The organism is [Clostridium] hylemonae DSM 15053 (assembly GCF_008281175.1).
Taxonomy (GTDB): domain Bacteria; phylum Bacillota; class Clostridia; order Lachnospirales; family Lachnospiraceae; genus Extibacter; species Extibacter hylemonae.
This window is the reverse complement of record NZ_CP036524.1, coordinates 1,660,928-1,682,876: the sequence shown is the minus strand read 5'-3', so window position 1 is coordinate 1,682,876 and position 21,949 is coordinate 1,660,928. Positions and strand designations below refer to the sequence as shown.

Here is a 21,949-nt window from a genome sequence, read left to right as displayed (position 1 = left end):
TGGCCTCCGTGACCGTAGGGCTTAATGTAAACAATATACGGATCAGCCTGCTTTGACTATCTGTTCTTCTGCCGCTTCTTCTATAGCTTCTCTCATGGCTGCCACAAGTCTGTCTACATGCTTCTTTTCAGCCGTCAGCGGCGGAGTCATCCGGTTCACACTGTCCCCGATAGCTGTTATGAGCACCCTTCTTTTCAGGGCATTCCATTTCACGTCTGCCGCGATCGGAATATCATATTCGCAGCCCACAAGCAGGCCGCGCCCTCTGACTTCTTTAACATGGGGAAGTTCTGCGAGCTTTTTTCTGAGATATTTTCCTACTGTCCTGGCATTTTCACTTAAGTTGTTGTCCAGAATCTCTGATACAGAAGCAAGCGCCGCTGCACATGCAAGTGCATTTCCGCCGTAAGTAGAACCATGACTCCCGGCGCTTAAGGCTTCGGCAACTTCCGTTCTTGCACAACAGGCTCCGATCGGCACGCCGCCGCCCATGGCCTTTGCCATCGAAACGGCATCCGGCATGACTCCATATCCCATATACGCCATTGCGGCGCCCGTTCTTCCCCATCCAGTCTGCACTTCATCCAGCAGAAGAAGCATCTCCTTGTCATCACAAAGTTTTCTCAGTCCTTCCATGAACTCTCTTGTAGCCGGATATACACCTCCTTCTCCCTGCACAGGCTCGATCATGACAGCTATCGTATCTGCGGTCACCTTGGATGCAAAATCTTCCAGGTTGTTGAATTCTGCGTATGAAAATCCCGGAACCACAGGCATAAAACCTTCCTGGACGGCACTGTCCGGCTGCCCTGTAGCCGACATAGCGCCATAGGTTCTTCCATGGAATCCATTCTTTGCCGTTATAATATGATAACGATTCTTTCCGTATTTGTCTGTTCCATATTTTCTCGCCATCTTGATCATGCATTCATTCGCTTCTGCTCCTGAATTCTGATAAAATATTTTGTCCATCCCTACTGTGTCACAAATTTTCTTTGCAAGCAGCGCCTGCGGAACCGTATACGGATAGTTAAACGTATGCACGATATCATCCGCCTGTTCTTTGACTGCTTCTATCACCCTGTGATTTCTGTTTCCCACACTGTTTACAGCGACTCCTCCGTAAAAGTCAAGATAGGCATTTCCTTTCTCATCATAGAGGTACATTCCTTCCGCCCGCTCAGCGACAAAATCATACCTTGGATAAGTCTCTACCATATACTTATCTGTCATTGCCTTCAATTCTTCGGCCGTAAGCCCGGTTTCTCTCAGTCTCATACTAATCTCCTCACTTTCTTCTGCGCCGTATATACAGTTTTCTGAAATAAAAAAAGGACACCGTATATAAAATACGACGTCCTCGTCTGTGACATTTTCAGTATAGACCTTTTCCATTGATCCGTCAATTGTTGTTTCCTATGTATATCATTCCTTCGACAGCTTGTCCAGCAGTCTGTCCTTTACCTGCCATAGACGTTCCGGAATATCTTCCTTTTTCTCCCTGTATAAAGTAATGAAGAAATCCACCGCATAAACAATGATCAAAATGCTTCCGCCGATCCTTCCTATCATAACAGGTATGACACCCACGATGTCAACTATCATATTCTGGAGGAAAGCAAACAACGCCAGCGTGTAGAACCCCCAGGCAATAGAGCTCTCCAGACATATGATCCCTTTATAATTAAATGGTTTCCGGCGGTAATCCCACCATATCTCACCGAATATCTTGTTCATGATTCCGGCTGTGATAAATTCGATAGACGTGGCAAGCAGCATTCCCATAAAAAACAGCTTCACGGGATGTTCACTGTACGGCTGCAGCATAAAAAATACAGTCAGCGCTCCAACGCCGTAAATGGGACATACCGGACACCGCGCAAACCCCCGGTTTGTTATTTTCCGGTTGCACAATGACATGTAGACAGATTCCACAAACCATCCGAGTATACTGTAAACAAGGAACCACAGCACGACATGATACGCGCTCCAGCCAAATATCACTTTATTCCACCACATGTTTATCACCTCTGCTCTTCCTTAGGTACTTCTGCCGAAAGGTTTCATTAACGTAAAAATAGAGTGTTGTACCCCAACACTCTATTTATCTGCACATATTAGTTATACTTACGTTTTCTAGCAGCTTCAGACTTTTTCTTACGTCTTACGCTTGGCTTTTCGTAATGTTCTCTTTTACGAATTTCCTGCTGAATGCCCGCTTTGGCGCAGTTTCTTTTGAATCTGCGTAAAGCGCTATCTAACGTCTCGTTTTCTTTTACGATTACATTTGACATAGACTCACACCTAACCTCCCTCCAGTCCTATATTGTGCACCATACGACTGTTCGGGTATATTTATTGCACTACATAAGATTATAGCACATATTTCTACTACGTCAATATTTTTTCGGCATTTGCTGCAGTTTTTTTCTTTTCTTTGTTTTTCATAACTACAGAATACACCGGAAGGCCTATTAACATAATGACAATACTTCCCACTGAGAGCACCGTTGACTGGAGCCCCGACATGAACAGCTGGTTAATGATCACATACACTCCGCTGACGACAGCAATGATGGGCACGACCGGGTACAGCGGCACCTTATATGTTCTCACTGCGTCCGGGCGGTCTTTCCTTAACTTCATCACACCGATAAAGGTCAGCGTATAGAAGGTCCAGCTTGAGAATACGGCCAGGTCTGTGAGCAGGTTAAACTGCCCGCTGATGGCATAGATACAGCCGATCCCGCCGACGAGGATGATCGAATTTGTTGGAACCTGTGCATTGTTCAGCTTCGCAAGATTACGGCTGTACGGGAAATTGCCTTCCGCTGCCAGAGAATAGGCCACTCTCGAGCCGGACAGCACAAAGCCGTTGCAGGCTCCGAACACGGATATCATGATGCCGACCGAGATGATCTTCCCGCCGATGTCACCGAACACCTTCAGAGCCACCGCGGATGCCGGAGCCGTGAGCGTCGCCAGTTCACTTGCCGGAAGCACCCACAGATAAGCGATATTGATGATAAAGTATACGCCCATGATCACAGACACACCGCCGACGATCGCGATCGGAAGGTCTCTGCTTGGATTTTTCATCTCTCCCGCGATCGCGCCGACCCCGGTCCACCCTTCAAAGGCAAATAATATGGCGACCATGAGCTGCCCGAGCACCACCGCCGGACTCAGTCCGTCACCAACCATAGGGCTGAAGATGGGGTTTGCGCCGCTGCCTTTTACAAATCCAAAAATCATCAGAAGAATGAGCGGGATCAGTTTACATATGGTAAATACAACCTGGATGCTCCCCCCGACCTTCGAGCCGAGGTTATTTAAAAATATGATCAAAATTATGATGCCGATCGCAAGCGGCACAGTAAAGCCTTCCCCGATAAAAAGACCTGCCTGCTGCGCGCACACAACCGCAAGCGCCGAGATCATAGCAGGGTAAAACAGGATCGTCTGTACCCATCCCGCCAGAAAGCCAACTACCGGATTATAGATTTCTTCCAGGTAAGCAACCATTCCCCCTGTCTTCGGTATCATGATCGCTACTTCCGCAAAAGTAAGAGCCGCGGCAATACTTGCGAGACCTGTGATGACCCAGGCGATCATTCCAAGCCCGGGAGCCCCTCCCGTTGCCGTATAAATAGCCTGCGGCTTAAAAAACACGCCGGACCCGATCACACAGCCCACGACCAGAGCCATGGCAGTCGCCACACCTAAATTTTTCTTCAATTCCCGTTTTTGTTCCATAATACATTCTCCTTCGCCGAAATTTTCATAGGGGTCAGACCCCTTTGCCCACAGGGGTCTGACCCCTATGAAGATTCTCACACTATTCAGACAATACAAAAGAGGGTATAGGCGTACTGATAGCGTATCCTATACCCTCTGTATTTTTACCTGAAAGCTTTACTTCTACGGTGGCCTTTAAAGGCTCTTTCCAGAGTCCCATCCACGGCGGGTACCTGCACCTGAAAGTTTCTTGGAAAGATTAGGAGCCTTCCCAATTGCTTCATCGGTTTTCTGCCGTATATCAGGCAGAAATCTTCCTCGCCGCTTCACCTGGCTTTATTCTTTACTTAGTATATGTGTGCCCGGTAAATTTGTCAACCATAGTTATTTTTATGACGTTAATCTTATGACAAAGAAGTTTATGCCCTATGATAACTGTTCCTCAAGAACTTCTCCCGCTTTGGCGATCGCGCTGCTGATTCCGTCCGGATTTTTACCTCCGGCCTGCGCCATGTTCGGGCGTCCTCCGCCTCCGCCGCCGACAAGGCCTGCGATCGCTTTGATAAGGTTTCCGGCGTGGGCTCCTTTTTCTATGGCGCCCTTCGTGGCAGTTGCCATCAGATTTACCTTCCCTCCGGCAGCGGATGCAATGACGATCACTCCTTCGCCCAGCTTATCCTTCAACTGGTCGCCGAGGTCGCGCAGTCCGTTCATATCCACTCCCTCCACTTCCGTGGCAAGGAGTTTCACGCCTTTCACTTCTGTGACCTGATCCATCACATCGCCCATTGCATCTTGAGCGAGCTTGCTCTTAAGGCTTTCCACCTCACTGTGCAGTGTCTTGTTCTCTGCCAGAAGATGTGTGATTTTTTCCGCAAGCTTATCCGGTGAGGCTTTTACAAGCTTTGCCGCCTCCGCAAGCCGCTTCTCAAGCTCGTCGTAATAGTCCAGCAGCCCCTTGGATGTCAGCGCTTCGATCCGGCGCACACCGGCTGCGACGCCCGTCTCGGAAATGATCTTAAACGCCGTGATGACACCGGTATTTTCCACATGCGTACCGCCGCAGAACTCTACAGAAAAATCTCCCATGCTGACAACACGTACGATATCGCCATATTTTTCCCCAAACAGCGCAGCCGCTCCTGTCTTTCTTGCTTCCTCGATCGGCAGATTTTCTACCTTGACCGGCAGAGCAGCCATGATCTGCGCATTGACGATCTCTTCGACCTTCTTCAGTTCCTCCTTCGTCAACGCGGAGAAATGAGTGAAATCAAAGCGGAGCCTCTCTGCATTTACAGAAGAACCGGCCTGCTCTACATGTGTTCCAAGGACAGTCCGCAGCGCTTTATGAAGCAGATGTGTCGCGCTGTGGTTTCTCGCGGACAGCGCCCTGTTCTCCTCATCGACCTCAAGTGTAACCGTATCTCCTGTCTTGATCATACCTTTTGTCACATAGCCGACATGACCGATCTTGCCGCCTAAAAGCTTTACAACATCCTCCACACGGAATTCTCCGTCCGCCGTACGTATATACCCTTTATCAGCCTCCTGGCCGCCGCTCGTGGCATAAAGCGGTGTCTTCTCTACAAATACCGTCCCCCTGTCTCCATCTGACAATGCATCTGTGATCTCCGTCTCTGTCGTGAGAACTGTCACAGAAGATTCAAAGCTCAGATTATCGTAGCCGACAAACTCTGACGTTACCTCCGGAGCGATGGACTCATACACCGTAGCGTCCGCGCCCATATAGTTCGTCACCTCTCTTGCTTCTCTCGCCGTCCGGCGCTGAACTTCCATAGACGCCCTGAAGCCTTCTTCATCGACAGACAGGCCCTTCTCCTCAAGAATTTCTTTTGTGAGGTCCAGCGGAAATCCGTACGTGTCATAGAGCTTGAACGCATGATCGCCCGACAGTGTTTTTTCCCCGTTCTTCTCCATCTCTGCTTCCATCTCAGCAAGAATAGACAGTCCCTGATCTATCGTTTTGTTAAACTGTTCCTCTTCCTTTGCTATGACTTTAAATATAAAATCTTTCTTTTCTTCCAGTTCGGGATATCCGTCTCTGGAGCCTTCAATAACAGTACGGGCCAGCTCTACGAGGAATTCTCCTTCCACGCCGAGCAGCCTTCCATGACGGCACGCGCGGCGCAGCAGACGGCGCAGTACATAGCCCCTTCCTTCATTGGACGGCATAATTCCGTCCGAGATCATAAAGGTCACAGAGCGGATATGGTCTGTGATAACGCGCAGGGATACATCTGTCTCATCATCCTGTCCATATTCTGTCTTTGTAATGTGGCAGACATGGTCTCTGAGCGCTTTGATCGTATCAATATCAAACATGGAATCCACGCCCTGTACAACACAGGCCAGACGTTCCAGACCCATGCCGGTATCTATATTTTTCTGTTCAAGCTCCGTATAATTATTATTGCCGTCATTGTCAAATTGGGTAAATACATTGTTCCAGATCTCCATATACCGGTCGCATTCACAGCCCACCGTACAATCCGGACTGCCGCAGCCGTATTTTGGCCCTCGGTCATAATATACTTCCGAGCAAGGCCCGCACGGTCCTGAACCATGCTCCCAGAAATTGTCCTCTTTTCCAAAACGGAAGATCCGCTCCGGTGCGATCCCTATATCCTTGTTCCAGATCTCCCAGGCTTCATCGTCATCCAGATAGACAGACGGATAGAGCCTGTCCGGCTCAAGGCCGACCACATCTGTCAAAAACTCCCACGTCCAGCGGATGGACTCCTTTTTAAAATAATCCCCAAACGAGAAATTGCCGAGCATCTCGAAAAACGTCCCGTGCCTGGCAGTCTTTCCTACATTTTCAATGTCGCCTGTACGAATACATTTCTGGCACGTAGTGACCCGCTTTTTCGGCGGAATCTCCTGGCCGGTAAAATATGGCTTCAGCGGCGCCATTCCCGAGTTGATCAGCAACAGACTCTTATCATTGTGCGGTACGAGTGAAAAACTCTTCATAATCAGATGTCCCTTACTCTCAAAATACTCCAGGAACATTTTCCTCAATTCATTTACTCCGTATTTCTGCATATATGCCCTCCTGCTTCTATATCCAAAATCCCCGTCAGCCGCAAGCGTCCGGGACTATTTGATACTTAAGTCTTAATTATAAAGAGAACCCGGCTGTTTGTCAACGGGCGGGGACAGGGCAAAATGAGCTGGGGACGGGGGAAAATCGATTTTCCCCCGTCCCCAGCTCATTTTGCCCTGTCCCTGGCTGTTATTTCAGCTCTATTTCTTCTAACTCTTTCGGCGGCAGCTGTTTCGAGGATGCTGCCACGAACTCTTTTATCTTTTTCTGCGCTTTCACAACCTGGATGTTCGTTCCGGCCCCGGCCACGCAGCCGCCCGGACAGCCCATTCCTTCAATGAGACAGCCGTTCATCTTCCCTGCCTTTGCCAGCGCCAGCGTCTTCTTGCACTCTGCAAGTCCTTCCGCGTGTTCAATACTCACTTCCACGCCCGGATAGTATTCCTTCACACATTTTTCGATGGCTTCCGCCACACCGCCGGCTACCGCATAACCGCGCCCGGCCCCGGTCGCATTGTGGAAGGAGGATTCCGCCTCATATTTGGTCAGGTCTATCTCTTTCGCGTCAAACATCGCCTGAAGCTCCTCAAAAGTTATTACGAAATCCACATCGCTTCGGACGGTCCTGCGCATAGCCTCCAGCTTCTTCGCCGCGCAGGGACCTACAAATACCACCCTTGCCTCCGGGTGTTCCTGTTTGATCGTCCGGGCGGTGGCCACCATCGGCGTCAGCTCCTGTGAAACCTGGTCGATCAGATCCGGGAAATACTTCTTGGCAAGCATGGCCCAGGACGGACAGCAGGAAGTAAGAAGGAAAGGAAGCTCTCCTGTTGTCACTTTATTGACATAATGATGTGCCTCCGCCACCGCCCCGATGTCGGCGCCCAGAGCCACCTCGTACACCTCTGAAAATCCCAGTTCCTGAAGCGCGGCCTTTAGATTTCTCGGCGTGATATTGTCCCCGAACTGGCCGGCAAAGGCCGGCGCGATCTCAGCTACGATCTCATCCCCCTCTGTAAGCGCGCGGGCCAGCTGGAATATCTGCGACTTGTCCGATATGGCGCCGAACGGACAGCTCACCATACACATTCCGCATGATACACACTTTTCATTGTTGATGCGCGCGCGCCCGCAGTTGTCCGATTCTATCGCTCCCACGCCGCACGCCTTCTGGCACGGGCGTTCTTTCCTTGAAATAGCGTCATAGGGGCAGACAGACTTACACTTACCGCATTTGATACACTTCTCCTGGTCAATGTAAGAACGGCCCTTTACCATGGAAACAGCGTCCTTCGGACAGACTTCCATACACGGATGAGCCAGGCAGCCCTTACACATGTTGCTGACCTCATATCCCCGCTCTTCACACGCTTCACAGGCAGAAGGTATCACCTGCATGAGAGGCGGCTCATAATATTTGTCGGAAATATTACTGGATTCCACGCCGGCGGTCAGATGCACCGGCTTATTCTCCGGCCGAAGAGACAGCCCCATGGCCAGTCTCAGCCTTTCCCGCACGACCGCCCGGGCCCGGTACACACTCTCCCTGTACTTCGCGGTATCTTCATTTACCATCTTATAAGGAATAGCCTCCATATCATCGTTCAGCGTCTCTGCATTCGCCTTAAAACCAAGTCTGGCAACTTCCTCGAATACTCTTCTTCTCAGCTTCCTGACCGTCGTATCCAGTCCTCTCATCATAAAGCAGTTTCCTCCTGAATATTTTCCACTAATTTACTTCTTCCACCACTATACTGAATCGTTAAATTTCTGTCAACAACCGCACTTGTACTAAATCAAAAACATGAAGCGCAATTTATTCCCCGCTTAGACTACGGCAGCGCCGGTACTCATCTTACTCCGCTGTCTGCAAGATCTTCTGCGCGTAATAAACAGACTGCATCGCGTCCTTCCCGTAAAAATCTGCGCCGATCATTTCCGCATATTCTTCGTTCAGCACCGCTCCGCCCACCATGACTTTGCAGTCCGGCTTATCCCTGCGAAGGAGCTTTATCGTACGCTCCATGCTGACCACCGTCGTCGTCATGAGCGCGCTTAGTCCGACGAGGCGCACATCCTCCGAGACAGCCCTGAGGACAATTTCCTCCGGCGGCACGTCCTTCCCAAGATCAATGACATCAAAGCTGTAGTTTTCCAGCAGCACTTTTACAATGTTCTTCCCGATATCGTGAATATCCCCTTTGACAGTCGCCAGGATGACCTTTTCTTTTTTCTGCGCGCTCTCCCCGCTTCTGGCAAGTTCCTCTTTCAGCACGGCAAATGCAAGCTTTGCCGCATCCGCGCTCATGAGCAGCTGCGGGAGAAAAACAGTACCTTTCTCAAATCCTTTCCCGACCACGTCAAGCGCAGGAATGAGATACTCATTGATGATCTCAAGCGGAGCCTTCTCTTTCACAAGCCGGAGAGCCGCCTGGTACGACTCCTCTTTCAGGCCCTTTTCTATCGCGCTTTTAAGCGTCATCTCCGACATCTGCACAGGCGCAGACGTCTGGCTGCCGTACTGTGCAATATACTGCTCACAGTTATGGTCGAAGTTCATGAGTGCGCAGAAGGAATAATAAGACCGCATCATGTCCTCCGAGGATGGATTGATGATCCCTGCGCTCAGCCCGCTCTGCATAGCCATCGTGTAAAAGTTTGCATTGACCGCCGGACGGAACGGGAGGCCAAAGGAGATATTGGAGACACCGAGCACCGTGCGCACGCCGTAGCATTCCCTTACTTTGCGGAGCGCCTCAAGCGTTACCTTCGCCCCTTCCGGCTCGGAACTGATCGTCATCGCAAGCACATCAATGACAATATCCTTTCTGTCGATGCCATATTTTGCAGCTTCCTCGATGATGTTTCCGGCGACCTTCACTCTCCCGTCTGCGGAATCCGGAATGCCATTTTCATCGATCGTAAGTCCGATGACTACGCCGCCGTATTTTTGGATCAGAGGAAATACAGCATCCATGGATTCCTTTTTTCCGTTGACGGAATTGACCATCGGTTTACCGTTGTATATGCGCATGGCCGCTTCCATCGCCTCTATGTCTACCGTATCGATCTGAAGCGGAAGGCTCGTGACACTCTGCAGCTCACAGACGACTTCCCTCATCATGGACACTTCGTCTATGTCCGGAAGGCCGACATTCACATCCAGTATATGCGCGCCCTTCTCCTGCTGGGTGATTCCTTCTCTCAGAATATAATCAAGATCATGTTCTTTCAGCGCCTGCTTAAATTTACTTTTTCCTGTCGGATTGATCCGTTCGCCTATGATCACCGGCCTGTCCCCGAGGACGACTCCCTGCCCGTAGGAGGAAACAACGGTCTCTTTCTTACTCGTCGGCACAGCAGGCACAAGCCCCGCGCACCGCTCGGTCATTGCCTTGATATGTGCGGGCGTTGTGCCGCAGCAGCCGCCGATCACACACGCTCCCTTTTTCACGATCCTGCACATTGCCTCTGCAAAATGCTCCGGGTCCACGTCATAATACACTTCTCCCTCCCGCTGCTTCGGAAGACCGGCATTCGGCTTTACGACGACCGGTATGGACGTGTATCTCATGATCTCATCCAATATAGACATCATCTGCTCAGGACCCATCCCGCAGTTGATCCCGAGCGCGTCCACTCTAAGCCCCTCCAGCAGGGCTACGACGGAGAGCACATCTGCGCCCGTCAGAAGCTTCCCTCTCTCATCAAAGATCATGGTGGCAAATACCGGGAGGTCCGTGTTTTCCTTCACCGCCAGCACTGCAGCCTTCACCTCATACGTGTCGCTCATCGTCTCAATATGAACGAGATCTGCGCCGGCTGCCTCCCCGTACCGCACAACCTCCTTAAACGCCTCGTACGCCTCCTCAAACCCCAGATCTCCCATCGGCTTCAGCAGCTTTCCCGTAGGACCGATATCGAGCGCCGTGTACACCCTGCGTCCGTCGTTCACACCGGTCCTGGCCGCTTCCCTCACATTTCCGACCGCAGAAGTTACAATTTCCTCGAGATCATACTCTGTATCATGGAATTTCAGCGCATTGGCGCCAAACGTATTTGTCAGCACAATGTCACTGCCTGCCTCAACGTACTGCCGGTGGATATCAATAATTTCTTCCCGGTGGGTCAGATTCCACGTCTCAGGCAATTCTCCCGGCTTCAGTCCCTTCGACTGAAGCAGTGTGCCCATTCCGCCGTCAAAAAATAATAATTCTCTACCAAGTCTCTGCGATATCATTCACTTTCTCCTTTGCCCTTGTCTTTTTCATCTTCGGTACGGACAGTCCGTCATCCCGCACTCCTCACAGCCTTTTCTGTGACACGGTTCCTTTGTCCTGCTCAGTCCCATCACGGCCGTCACAGACTTTGACGGCGTCAGCATGCTGCTTCCAGTCACCGACAGACCGATCGTCTTGGCTGTATCCAGCATCCTGACAATTTCCTCCTGATGCTCAATGGAAAAGTCTCCGTATCCGGGACTGAACCGGGGCCTCAGATACAGTCCCTGCCCGCCCGCCTCCTGCTCGATGGCAAGCTGACAGCCGTCCAGGTATTCTTCCAGCAGAGCTGCCGCACACGACTGTACGACAACTGCCTTGGCCATATTTGTAATGCTCAGTTTTCGCATATACATATCTATCTCAATACCGAGCGTAGCCCCGAGCAGGACGGCCTTTTCGCAGCCTTTCATATTTCTGCCGAGGCTTCTGCTTCTGATGCATAACTTTCCAATCTCTATGCAGTCCGGTTCTTTTACGGTCAGATCAAAAATACGGTAGACGATCCGCCTGGCTGCCAATCGGTCCAGCTCTTCAAATGCTTCCCCGATCAGCGCAAGTGTAGAATCATCTACCGCATGTTTCCCATAACCCAAGTAACGAACTGCCTCCTTCGTCCTTGTATCCATGTCTTCCCCTTATGCTAAGCTTATACTTTTACTATGTCCGACAGATTCTTCATGATCGCCCCTGCAACCTCAGGCTTGTTCATTGAATAAATATGTATGTTGTTTATTCCGTTGGCGATCAGGTCTATGATCTGATCGGTTGCATATGCGATTCCAGCCTGCTGCATGGCCTTCGGATCATCTCCAAAGCGGTCCACGATAGCGCGGAATCTCTCCGGCAGCGCCGTTCCGGACAGAGAGCATATTCTCTTCATCTGCTTGGAATTCGTCACCGGCATAATGCCCGGAAGCACCGGAACAGTGATTCCCTTCTCGCGGATACGGTATAGAAAGTTGTACAGAATATTGTTGTCAAAAAACATCTGTGTTGTGAGAAAATCGACCCCGCACTCCACCTTGTTTTTTAAATTCTCAATATCGTCTTTCTTATGTTCCGTCTCCACATGTCCTTCGGGATAACAGGCCGCTCCGACACAGAAGTCGCCCTGAGATTTTATATCCCGAATAAGTTCAAATGCATATTTATACTGGTTTGACACAGGGAACTGTACATCATCGGGTATATCGCCCCGAAGTCCCAGTACGTTTTCAATTCCCTTTTCCTTGAGCTTTTCGATCACCTGATGTACCTCTTCCTTCGTGGATGAAGCACAGGTCAGATGCGCCAGGCTCACAACGCCCAGATCGTTCTGTATATGTGATGCGATATTGACTGTATTTTTGCTCGTGCCGCCGCCTGCACCATAGGTTACACTTATAAATGACGGTTTTAATGCTGCTATTTTTTCTGTCGCAGACAGCACACTTTCATATCCCGCATCCGTTTTCGGAGGAAACACCTCAAATGAAATGTGTGGTTCCTCATCTCTCAGTATATCTTTTATCTTCATCTGTTCTCCTCTTGATGTAATCAATTCTTTCTGCTGTTAACAGAGTATGCTTTCGTATAATTCTTCATACTGCTTCGCCGAATTCTTCCATGAGAAATCCTTCTGCATGCCTCTTTCCACGATCTTGTTCCAGTCTCTCTTTTTATCGTAGTAGATGCGCTCTGCATAACGGACGGTTCCAAGCATCTCATGTGCGTTGTAATTCATGAAGCTGAACCCGGTTCCCGTCTTTTCAAACTCATTATACGGCTCGACCGTATCTTTGAGGCCGCCTGTTTCTCTCACGATCGGGACAGTCCCGTACCGCAGGCTCATAAGCTGGCTCAATCCGCACGGCTCAAACAGCGACGGCATGAGGAATGCGTCACAGGACGCGTATACCTTATGTGACATCGGCTCAGAATAGAAAATGTTGGCCGACACCTTATCCGAATACTTCCACGCATAATGCCGGAACATATTTTCATACTGTTCTTCCCCTGTGCCGAGCACTACAAGCTGTACCGCGTCCTGGCACAACTCGTCCATGACATAGGAGATAAGGTCAAATCCCTTCTGATCGGTCAGCCTCGATACGACACCTATCATCATCACCCGATGGTCTGCTTCGAGTCCGAGCTCTTTTTGAAGCGCGGTCTTGTTCTTTACTTTCTCCTTGCGGAAATTGTCCACTGTGTAATTCTTCTCAATGTGCGGGTCGTCCGCCGGATCATAATCTTCATAATCGATCCCGTTCACAATTCCGGATAAGCTGTTTGCCCTGGCGTTCATAAGCCCGTCAAGCTTCTCTCCGTAAAACGGCGTCTTGATCTCTTCCGCATAAGAACTGCTCACCGTCGTGATCCGGTCGGCATATACGATGCCGCCTTTCAGATAGTTGGCATCCTTATATGCTTCCAGCTTATCCGGCGCGAAATAATATCTCGGCAGGCCGGTAATATCCATTACTCTCTTCGTATCCCATGTACCCTGGAATTTCAGGTTATGTATGGTCATGATCGTCTTTATGCCCCTGTAGAACTCATTGCCATAGCGGAAGTTATCGAGATATACCGGGACGAGACCGCTCTGCCAGTCGTGGCAGTGTAAAATGTCAGGTCTGAAATCGATCAGAGGCAGAGCGCTGAGCACTGCTTTTGAAAAAAATGCAAACTTCTCAATATCCGAATACATATCCCCATATGGCGCAAATCCATTAAAATAGTATTCATTATCTATAAAATAGAACGTAATTCCATCGTATTCTAATTCCAGTATACCGACGTATTGTGTTCTCCAGTTCAAATCCATATAGAAGTGGGTACAGTACGTCAGTTTTTCTTTCCATTCATCCTTCATGCACATATACTTCGGTAACATCACTCGTACGTCATACTTTTCTTTATCAAAATATTTTGGTAAAGAACCGACTACATCGGCCAGTCCCCCGGTCTTTATAAAAGGCACTGACTCAGAAGCCACAAATAATATTTTTTCCATCAGATTTTCCTCCCAACCTCACGATATGTATTATTATACCGTATTTTATTTCAGAAGGAAAGTCTTATCTGTTTTTATATTCCAGACGAATCGTGTCGGCTATCAGCGCGATAAACTCCGAATTCGTTGGTTTTCCCTTTCCGTTGCTTACTGTATAACCGAACAGATCGTCCAGTGTATCCAGTTTACCTCTGCTCCACGCAACCTCGATCGCATGGCGTATTGCCCGTTCTACTCTGCTTGCTGTTGTCTGGTGCATCTTCGCTACTGTGGGATACAGTACCTTTGTTATGGCGTTCAACACATCCATATCTTCCACTGCCATAATGATCGCATCCCTCAGATAATGGTATCCTTTGATATGGGCCGGTATACCAATCTCATGTATCATATCGGTCACTCTTGTCTCCAGATTAACTTCCGGCTGACGGCTTAAAGTTGTTTCTTGCGGAGTCATCTGTTTCATCTCATGTCGTATTATATGGTTCGCATGTTTTATCCTGTTCAGTACCATATCGTTGTTAAACGGTTTCATAATATAGTAATTCGCACCTTTCTTAAAGGCATCTTCTGTGATTCTCTCCTGTCCTACCGCTGTCACGACGATAAAGTCGGGGTGTTTCTTGATCTCCTTGTCCTCATTTACAAGGTCCATGACACTCAGACCGTCCATTTTCGGCATTATCAGGTCTAACAGGACAACATCCGGCTGTTTCTGCCTTATCAGTTCATACATGTCCTCCCCATTATTCGCCTTCCCGACAAGAGTAAGTTCCTTGTCATTGCTTATTATTTCGCCAAGCAAATCCAATATTCTCTCATTGTCGTCGGCTATCGCTACGTTTATTTCTCCCATTTGGCGTAAAGCCTCCCTTCCTCATATAAAAACCGTCAGAATTCATTATATATTTCGTCATATAGCAAAGCAAGAAATTACTGTCGTAAAAACTTGACACCAATCGACAGTTTACAGACTATTCTACATGTTCCAACATATTCTCTATGAAAATGCCATATCCTTTCGTGGAATCTTGAACGAACACATGGGTAACCGCCCCGATTAATTTGTTATCCTGGATTATCGGGCTTCCGCTCATGCCTTGTACGATTCCTCCGGTGATCTTAAGAAGATCCGGATCCGTCACTTCTATGACAATTCCTTTGTTCACTTCCTTGGCATTTTTGTCGATTTTTGTAATACGAATATCATAGTCTTTCACTTTGCCGTCCACGGAACACCGTATGACAGCATCCCCCTCTTTTATGTCGTCCTTATTTCCGACCTCGATCGGCGTCTGGTCCGAAAATAGTGCATCGATCCGCTCAATACGGCCAAATATTCCAGATTCCGTATTTTTGTCAATGCTTCCGAGCACGTTGTAATTATTATAAATGATGATGCCTTCCATACCTCCGGGTACTCCGTTCTCTCCCTTCTGTATGTCCTTGATGCTTGTCGTGTAAAGGGTTCCGTCGTCAATTTCCAGGAGCTCATTCGTATCCACATCGTGAATCCCATGTCCGAGCGCTCCGAACTGGCTGTCCGTATTCAGAAAGGTGATGGTGCCGAGACCCTGCGCATTGTCGCGGACCCATATGCCGAGCTTATAGTCCCTCGCGCTGCACTTCACCGGTTTCAGTTTGATATTGATATACTTGTCCGTCCGGCGCACTTTCAGCACTACCTCATCTTCGTCCAGCTTCTTCATTGCTGATATGAGCTCCGACTTACTCCTGATCTCCTCATCGTCAAGCCCCACAATATAATCCCCCGACTTCACAAGATGCGCGGCAGGCTCATAGTCCATACCGTCCACCGATGTAACTGCATCCGTGCCAAGTACCATGACACCCTCCGTCTCGAGATAAATGCCGATCGGCATTCCGCCCGGGATCACCATCCGCTTGGACTCTGCGCTCGCATTCACCTCCTGTCTCAGCTGGCTGTGCTGATCCTCAATAAGATAATAGCTGCCGCCCACCGCAACTGTAAAAGTAACAATAATAATAAGTATTTTTTTATACCAGTATCTCCGCATACCAAACCCTCCTGGAAAATTGTACAGAATTGTCATAGGGGTCTGACCCCTGACGCGATAGGGGTCTGACCCCTATGACAATATCAAAAAAAGACAGACAATTTCATGTCTGTCTTAGTATATGAGTTTTTCTGTTTTTCACTCTGGATTATTTTGTCTGTTTTGCAAGTTCCCGCATTTCTTCAGCATTTTTTATTACTGTATCTGTAATTCTGGCCCCGCCGAGTATTCTTGCAAGCTCGTTTACCGACTCTTCTTCCGAGAGGGGACGGATATCTGTCTTTGTACTGTCTTTCGATGCCGTTTTTTCTATGACGAAGTGACAGTCTGCCATGGCTGCTATCTGGGCAAGGTGGGTGATGCAGATGACCTGGTGCTTTCTTCCGATGACCGCCATCTTCTCGGACACCTTCTGTGCGGTACGTCCGCTGATCCCTACATCTATCTCGTCAAAGATAAGTGTCTCTATGTCGTCCCGGTCTGCCATGACGGTCTTGATCGCCAGCATGATCCTGGACAGCTCGCCGCCGGACGCCACGTTTACGAGCGGCTTCACAGGCTGGCCCGGATTCAGCGATATCATGAATTCCACATCGTCGGTCCCCTGGACCGTATAGTCCGCCAGCGCCTCAAAATGAATCTCAAAATTGACATCTTCAAAGTTCAGTTCCAGCAGTCCTTCCTGGATCGCTTTTTCAAGGATCGCAGCCTGCTCTTTCCTCAGCCTGCTCAGTCTTGCGGACTGTTGCTTCAGTTTCTTCTCAGCCTTGTCACATGCCTTTTTCAATGTATCGATATACTGTTCGTGATCCTCCAGCCTGCGGATCTTTTCCTGCTGACTGTCCGCATATGCCAGGATTTCATCGATAGTGTTCCCATATTTCTGTTTTAAATGATTGATCTCATTTAAACGATCCTCCGCGGCGGCAAATTCTTCCTCGGAAAACTCACACGATTTACTGTAATCAGACAGCTCTCTGTTAAAATCATTGAGCAGACTGTCCACCTCCACAAGCTGATCATAAAGCTCCGCCGCGCGCCCGTCGTACTCCGATGCCTCATAGAGCGCACGTATCGCTCTGCTGAGCGCCTCGCTGGCGCTTTGCTCCCCTTCACTTGTAAATGCATGCGCTTCAGCTACACCGTCGGCTATCTTCCTGCTGTTCGTCATGCGCCGGTACAGCAGTTCCAGTTCTTCGTCTTCCCCCGTCTTAAGCTCAGCCTTCTCGATCTCATCCGCCTCAAATTTGAGAAATGCAAGCTCCTTGGCACGCTGCGCTTCATCCATGTCGGCCTCCGCAAGCTCTTTTCTGCACGACTTGTAATCACGGTAAGCCGCGGCCGTCTCCTCTTTCACCGCTTCGATATACTCTCTCGCAAACGCATCCACGATCTCCAGATGGTTCTTCTTATACAGAAGCGACTGGTGTTCATGCTGACCGTGTATATCGATCAAAATAGATGACACTTCTTTTAAAAGCCCCATCTGCACTGTCTCTCCGTTTATTCTGCTCACACTCCGCCCTGACATAAGACGGCGGCTGAGCACGACCGCTCCGTCCTCCGGGAAAATGTCAAGCGCTCTGAGCTTTTCTGTCTGCCGCTCATTTTCCACGACAAACGTAAGTTCCACGAACCCATAATCCGCACCGGCGCGTATGATATCCTTCGTATAACGCCCGCCGAGCGCAAGACTGACAGACCCGAGAATAATAGATTTCCCGGCCCCTGTCTCTCCCGTAAGTATATTCAGCCCTTCTTTAAAGTCTACTTCGATCTCATCGATCAGAGCAAGATTTTTCACATGTAAATTTTGTAACATACTGCCTCCTACAAGACAATTTTGCTTATTTTATCCATAACACGGACCGTATCATCCACACTGCGGATCGCGCACATGATCGTGTCGTCCCCCGCGATGCTTCCCACAACTTCGTTCCACTTCATCGCATCGATGGCGGCGCACACCGCCATGGCCATTCCGGCCACCGTCTTGATGACAAGTATATTCTGCGCCATATCCATGGAAACATAACCGTCTTTCAGCACACGCATATACTTTTCACTCATGCCGCTCTTTTCACTTTCGTGAACCGCATAACGCTGTTTCCCGTTCTCAAAAGGTACCTTCGTGAGCTTCAGGTCACGTATGTCCCGCGATACGGTAGCCTGCGTCACTTTAAACCCTTCATTCGTGAGATATTCTGCCAGTTCCTCCTGTGTCTCAATGTGGTATTTGTTGATAAGTTCAATTATCTTTGCATGTCTGTTAACTTTCATGATGTTAGTTTCCTTTCATCTTTCTGCGCAGCGTTTCCAAAAAACTTACCTGGCTCAGTTTCAGTATCTTCGTTGCCGCCTGTGACTTCCTGATCGTCACCGTGCTGCCGGTCTTAAGATTCACTGTATCTGCACCGTCAAACGTGACAAACACTTCCTCCGTCGTATCGTGCCGTCCCTGTCCGATCTCGATCACGATCTCATCCTCAGCCGAAAGCACGATACTGCGCGTGTTGAGCGCGTGGGAGCATATGGGTGTGATCACGATCATAGAGGCCGTCGGCTCCACAATAGGCCCGCCGGCCGACAGATTATACGCGGTGGAACCTGTCGGAGTAGAGATGATCACCCCGTCTGCCTCATAGGCATTGAGCAGCTCTCCGTTCACATAAAGTTTGAAATGAATGACTCTCAGCTCACCTTTTCTGGACACGACGATATCGTTGAGAGAGACATCGCTGCTCCCGTCCTCAAATATCCCCTCCAGCATCATGCGGTCCTCTTTCGTATAATCTCCCCGCAAGATCTGCTGCATGGCGTCATCCAGATGGCACAGTTCCACCTCCGTGAGATAGCCGAGCGTTCCCATATTGATCCCAAGCACCGGAACATCCCGGTCCCTGAAAAGCCTGGCAACTTCAATAAGGCTTCCGTCCCCTCCGATGACGACGGCACAGTCGATATCATCCGGCACACTTTCCGCAATGATGACTTTCTGTTCATCTTTCTCACATAAAATACACGTCTTTCCGCCGTTTTCCAGCAGCCGTTTCACTTTGCCCGTCACCTGCTGCTCCGGGTCCTTTCCGTCGTTTGTCACTATATAAAATCTGTCCATACCCATCCTCAAGTATTCTTTCTCAGCCTTTGGAGAGCATGCCAAAAGCCTGTCCTACTGTTTTTTCTATATCTATCATATCAGAGATCCGGTTCGTTTCGCCACACTTTTCCAGCTGGACAAGATATTCTATATTACCTTCCGGTCCCTTGATCGGAGAAAACTCCAGATTCAGCACGGCAAATCCTATGGACATGGCATAGCGGATCACCTTGCTGATCACTTCGACATGTGTCCTCGGTTCCCTGACAACGCCCTTTTTCCCTACCTTCTCTCTTCCCGCCTCAAACTGAGGCTTTATAAGAGCGACGATCTGACCATGGTCTGCGAGATAATTCCGGATCGGTTCCAGCACCTTTGTAAGGGAAATAAAAGAGACGTCAATGGAGGAGAACTCTACCGGTTCACCGATATCTTCAGGTGTCACATACCTTATATTCGTCTTTTCCATGCAGACTACCCTGTCATCCTGCCTGAGCTTCCAGTCGAGCTGTCCCCTTCCGACGTCGATGGCAAATACTTTGACGGCGCCGTTTTGCAGCATGCAGTCTGTGAACCCGCCCGTGGAGGAGCCCACATCTGTACAGACCTTGCCGTCCACGCTGACATCAAAGCTTTTCAGCGCCTTCTCAAGCTTAAGCCCTCCCCTGCTCACATAAGGAAGTGTACTGCCCCTCACCTCGATCTTCGCCTCTTCCGGAAATGTCGTGCCGGCCTTATCCTCACGCTGGCCTTCCACGAACACATTGCCCGACATGATGACTGCCTTGGCTTTCTCTCTGGAGGCCGCCAGATTCCGCTTTACAAGTAAAATATCCAACCGTTCTTTCATATACTTTCCACAACTCCTGTGTATGCTTTCATGATCCGCTCCGCCACCGAAATACGGTCGATGCCCGTCTCTTTTCTGAGGACGTCAATATTGCCGTGCTCTACATAGTCATCCGGCAGGGCGATCGTCAGTACCGTAACGGGCAGCTTCTTTCTCGATACAAACTCCAGCACATGTTCTCCAAAGCCTCCGCTCTGCACATTTTCTTCCATTGTGACGATCATCCTGTGCTTCTTCCCAAGCGCTTCGACCATCTCTTCATCCAAAGGCTTCACGAATCTGGCGTTGACGAGCGTGCAGCTGAATCCTTGCTCTTTCAGCGTCTCCCAGACTCCCGCAGCCTCCTCGAACATATGGCCTACGCTTAAGATGGCGATATCCTCTTCCTCATATATCATTTCGCTCCTGCCATATTCGACAGGCGCCCTGAATGCTTCATATCCGTCATAGGCAGTCCCCCTCGGATAACGCACGGCCACCGGACCGTTATACGCAACCGCAAAGCGCAGCATATCCGCCAGTTCCCACTTATGCTTCGGAGACATGACGACCATGTTCGGGATACTGCTCAGATAAGAAAGGTCGAAGATTCCCTGGTGTGTCTCCCCGTCATTTCCGACAAGGCCGGCCCTGTCCACCGCAAACACAACCGGAAGATTCTGCAGCGCAACGTCATGTATGATCTGGTCATACGCCCGCTGGAGAAAGGAAGAATACACCGCAAACACCGGCTTGACCCCTCCGGCGGCCAGACCCGCTGCAAAGGTCACCCCGTGTGCCTCTGCGATCCCCACATCAAAGAATCTCTTCCGGAACATTCTGCGGAACCGGTCAAGTCCCGTGCCGTCCGCCATGGCCGCCGTTATGGCTGCCACATCCGGGTCATGCAACGCAATATCACAGAGCACCTTCCCGAAGACGTCCGTGTACGTATCCTTCTCTTTCTTTGATACCGGTTCTCCTGTCTCTATATCAAAAGGCCCGATCCCGTGGAATTTCTCCGGAAATGCCTCCGCAGGCTCATACCCTTTTCCTTTTTCCGTCAGGACGTGAAGCAGTACCGGACCGCCGATCTTCCCGGCCTCCTGAAACGCCTTGCACAGAAGCGGCAGGTTATGTCCCGGCACCGGTCCGAGATACGTGATCCCCATATCCTCAAAAAACATCCCCGGAACGATGAGCTGCTTGATACTGCTCTTCGTCCTGCGGATCTTCTCGATCGCAGAGTCTCCCACAACAGGTACTTTGTGAAGCGTATTTGTGATGCCTCTTTTCAGGCCTGTATAAAAGTCTGCGGTCCGAAGCTTTGCAAGATACTTGGACATGCCCCCTACATTTTCTGAGATAGACATGTGATTGTCATTGAGCACAATGATAAAGTTCGTCTTCAGATAGGAAGCGTTGTTCAGCGCCTCGTACGCCATGCCGCCGGTGAGAGAACCATCGCCGATCACGGAGATGACACTGTAGTCTTCCCCTCTGATATCCCTCGCCTCCACATAACCGAGTCCGGCAGATATGGATGTGGAGCTGTGCCCCGTATCAAAGGCGTCACATGCACTTTCCTTGCGTTTCGGAAAGCCGCTCATTCCCCCGTATTTGCGCAGTTCGTCAAACCCTGCTTTCCTCCCGGTGAGAAGCTTATGTGTATAGGACTGATGCCCCACATCCCATATGATCTTATCCTTTGGAAGCTCGAACATGAGATGCATGGCCATCGTAAGCTCCACAACCCCGAGATTGGAAGCGAGATGTCCTCCCGTCTTGCTGATCTTCTCTATGAGAAACCGGCGGATCTCACCGGACAGCTCATATAGTTCATCTATATCAAGCTTTTTGATATCGTTTTCTTTCTGTATGCGTTCTAACATAATCAG

Annotated in this window: 17 protein-coding genes and 2 riboswitches; all 17 genes read right to left on the bottom strand. The window is 49.6% G+C overall.

The window, feature by feature from the left end:
• Positions 1-42: 42 nt before the first annotated feature.
• Positions 43-1,278, bottom strand: coding sequence for an aspartate aminotransferase family protein (locus LAJLEIBI_RS07730; RefSeq protein WP_040435699.1), 1,236 nt, complete (start codon positions 1,276-1,278; stop codon positions 43-45).
• A 147-nt stretch (positions 1,279-1,425) separates the two neighbouring features.
• A complete protein-coding gene (locus LAJLEIBI_RS07725; RefSeq protein WP_006444112.1) occupies positions 1,426-2,019 on the bottom strand; it encodes a putative ABC transporter permease in 594 nt (197 codons plus the stop codon).
• Between the two features lie 98 nt (positions 2,020-2,117).
• Positions 2,118-2,294: a 30S ribosomal protein S21 gene (gene rpsU, locus LAJLEIBI_RS07720; protein ID WP_004054229.1), complete on the bottom strand. Its 177-nt coding sequence runs from the start codon at positions 2,292-2,294 to the stop codon at positions 2,118-2,120.
• Between the two features lie 97 nt (positions 2,295-2,391).
• Positions 2,392-3,756, bottom strand: a complete 1,365-nt coding sequence (locus LAJLEIBI_RS07715) for an APC family permease (RefSeq protein WP_040435215.1) — start codon at positions 3,754-3,756, stop codon at positions 2,392-2,394.
• A 136-nt stretch (positions 3,757-3,892) separates the two neighbouring features.
• Positions 3,893-3,952, bottom strand: a riboswitch (glycine riboswitch).
• Positions 3,953-3,955: 3 nt separating this feature from the next.
• A riboswitch (glycine riboswitch) is annotated at positions 3,956-4,068 on the bottom strand.
• 96 nt (positions 4,069-4,164) lie between these two features.
• A complete protein-coding gene (alaS, locus tag LAJLEIBI_RS07710; protein ID WP_006444109.1) occupies positions 4,165-6,804 on the bottom strand; it encodes an alanine--tRNA ligase in 2,640 nt (879 codons plus the stop codon).
• 190 nt (positions 6,805-6,994) lie between these two features.
• The gene (locus LAJLEIBI_RS07705; RefSeq protein WP_138263635.1) at positions 6,995-8,506 is read right to left on the bottom strand and encodes a 4Fe-4S dicluster domain-containing protein; all 1,512 of its coding nucleotides are present in this window, start codon (positions 8,504-8,506) and stop codon (positions 6,995-6,997) included.
• A 154-nt stretch (positions 8,507-8,660) separates the two neighbouring features.
• Complete coding sequence (locus LAJLEIBI_RS07700; protein ID WP_006444106.1) at positions 8,661-11,045, bottom strand: homocysteine S-methyltransferase family protein; 2,385 nt, start codon at positions 11,043-11,045, stop codon at positions 8,661-8,663.
• 27 nt (positions 11,046-11,072) lie between these two features.
• Positions 11,073-11,714 (bottom strand): hypothetical protein, encoded by a 642-nt coding sequence (locus LAJLEIBI_RS07695; RefSeq protein WP_006444105.1) that lies wholly within the window; start codon positions 11,712-11,714, stop codon positions 11,073-11,075.
• A gap of 20 nt (positions 11,715-11,734) precedes the next feature.
• Positions 11,735-12,604, bottom strand: a complete 870-nt coding sequence (gene metF / locus LAJLEIBI_RS07690; protein WP_006444104.1) for a methylenetetrahydrofolate reductase [NAD(P)H] — start codon at positions 12,602-12,604, stop codon at positions 11,735-11,737.
• A 36-nt stretch (positions 12,605-12,640) separates the two neighbouring features.
• Positions 12,641-14,083, bottom strand: coding sequence for a glycogen synthase GlgA (gene glgA, locus LAJLEIBI_RS07685; RefSeq protein WP_006444103.1), 1,443 nt, complete (start codon positions 14,081-14,083; stop codon positions 12,641-12,643).
• 64 nt (positions 14,084-14,147) lie between these two features.
• Positions 14,148-14,939: a sporulation transcription factor Spo0A gene (spo0A, locus tag LAJLEIBI_RS07680; RefSeq protein ID WP_006444102.1), complete on the bottom strand. Its 792-nt coding sequence runs from the start codon at positions 14,937-14,939 to the stop codon at positions 14,148-14,150.
• A 118-nt stretch (positions 14,940-15,057) separates the two neighbouring features.
• Positions 15,058-16,122 (bottom strand): SpoIVB peptidase, encoded by a 1,065-nt coding sequence (spoIVB, locus tag LAJLEIBI_RS07675; protein ID WP_040435213.1) that lies wholly within the window; start codon positions 16,120-16,122, stop codon positions 15,058-15,060.
• Positions 16,123-16,270: 148 nt separating this feature from the next.
• Positions 16,271-17,944 (bottom strand): DNA repair protein RecN, encoded by a 1,674-nt coding sequence (gene recN, locus LAJLEIBI_RS07670; RefSeq protein WP_006444100.1) that lies wholly within the window; start codon positions 17,942-17,944, stop codon positions 16,271-16,273.
• An 8-nt stretch (positions 17,945-17,952) separates the two neighbouring features.
• Entirely contained in the window at positions 17,953-18,402 is a 450-nt protein-coding gene (gene argR, locus LAJLEIBI_RS07665; RefSeq protein WP_006444099.1) for an arginine repressor, read from the bottom strand.
• 4 nt (positions 18,403-18,406) lie between these two features.
• A complete protein-coding gene (locus tag LAJLEIBI_RS07660) occupies positions 18,407-19,240 on the bottom strand; it encodes an NAD(+)/NADH kinase (RefSeq protein ID WP_040435698.1) in 834 nt (277 codons plus the stop codon).
• A gap of 22 nt (positions 19,241-19,262) precedes the next feature.
• A complete protein-coding gene (locus LAJLEIBI_RS07655) occupies positions 19,263-20,072 on the bottom strand; it encodes a TlyA family RNA methyltransferase (RefSeq protein WP_006444097.1) in 810 nt (269 codons plus the stop codon).
• Positions 20,069-21,943: a 1-deoxy-D-xylulose-5-phosphate synthase gene (gene dxs, locus LAJLEIBI_RS07650; RefSeq protein WP_006444096.1), complete on the bottom strand. Its 1,875-nt coding sequence runs from the start codon at positions 21,941-21,943 to the stop codon at positions 20,069-20,071. The genes LAJLEIBI_RS07655 and dxs overlap by 4 nt, the downstream gene beginning before the upstream one ends.
• Positions 21,944-21,949 lie beyond the last annotated feature (6 nt).

Coding starts and splice junctions, on each gene's coding strand:
- spoIVB (WP_040435213.1), bottom strand. CDS start 16,122: ATGCGGAGATACTGGTATAAAAAAATACTTATTATTATTGTTACTTTT.
- spo0A (WP_006444102.1), bottom strand. CDS start 14,939: ATGGGAGAAATAAACGTAGCGATAGCCGACGACAATGAGAGAATATTG.
- recN (WP_006444100.1), bottom strand. CDS start 17,944: ATGTTACAAAATTTACATGTGAAAAATCTTGCTCTGATCGATGAGATC.
- dxs (WP_006444096.1), bottom strand. CDS start 21,943: ATGTTAGAACGCATACAGAAAGAAAACGATATCAAAAAGCTTGATATA.
- LAJLEIBI_RS07725 (WP_006444112.1), bottom strand. CDS start 2,019: ATGTGGTGGAATAAAGTGATATTTGGCTGGAGCGCGTATCATGTCGTG.
- argR (WP_006444099.1), bottom strand. CDS start 18,402: ATGAAAGTTAACAGACATGCAAAGATAATTGAACTTATCAACAAATAC.
- metF (WP_006444104.1), bottom strand. CDS start 12,604: ATGAAGATAAAAGATATACTGAGAGATGAGGAACCACACATTTCATTT.
- LAJLEIBI_RS07705 (WP_138263635.1), bottom strand. CDS start 8,506: ATGATGAGAGGACTGGATACGACGGTCAGGAAGCTGAGAAGAAGAGTA.
- LAJLEIBI_RS07700 (WP_006444106.1), bottom strand. CDS start 11,045: ATGATATCGCAGAGACTTGGTAGAGAATTATTATTTTTTGACGGCGGA.
- LAJLEIBI_RS07660 (WP_040435698.1), bottom strand. CDS start 19,240: ATGGACAGATTTTATATAGTGACAAACGACGGAAAGGACCCGGAGCAG.
- LAJLEIBI_RS07730 (WP_040435699.1), bottom strand. CDS start 1,278: ATGAGACTGAGAGAAACCGGGCTTACGGCCGAAGAATTGAAGGCAATG.
- rpsU (WP_004054229.1), bottom strand. CDS start 2,294: ATGTCAAATGTAATCGTAAAAGAAAACGAGACGTTAGATAGCGCTTTA.
- alaS (WP_006444109.1), bottom strand. CDS start 6,804: ATGCAGAAATACGGAGTAAATGAATTGAGGAAAATGTTCCTGGAGTAT.
- LAJLEIBI_RS07715 (WP_040435215.1), bottom strand. CDS start 3,756: ATGGAACAAAAACGGGAATTGAAGAAAAATTTAGGTGTGGCGACTGCC.
- LAJLEIBI_RS07655 (WP_006444097.1), bottom strand. CDS start 20,072: ATGAAAGAACGGTTGGATATTTTACTTGTAAAGCGGAATCTGGCGGCC.
- LAJLEIBI_RS07695 (WP_006444105.1), bottom strand. CDS start 11,714: ATGGATACAAGGACGAAGGAGGCAGTTCGTTACTTGGGTTATGGGAAA.
- glgA (WP_006444103.1), bottom strand. CDS start 14,083: ATGGAAAAAATATTATTTGTGGCTTCTGAGTCAGTGCCTTTTATAAAG.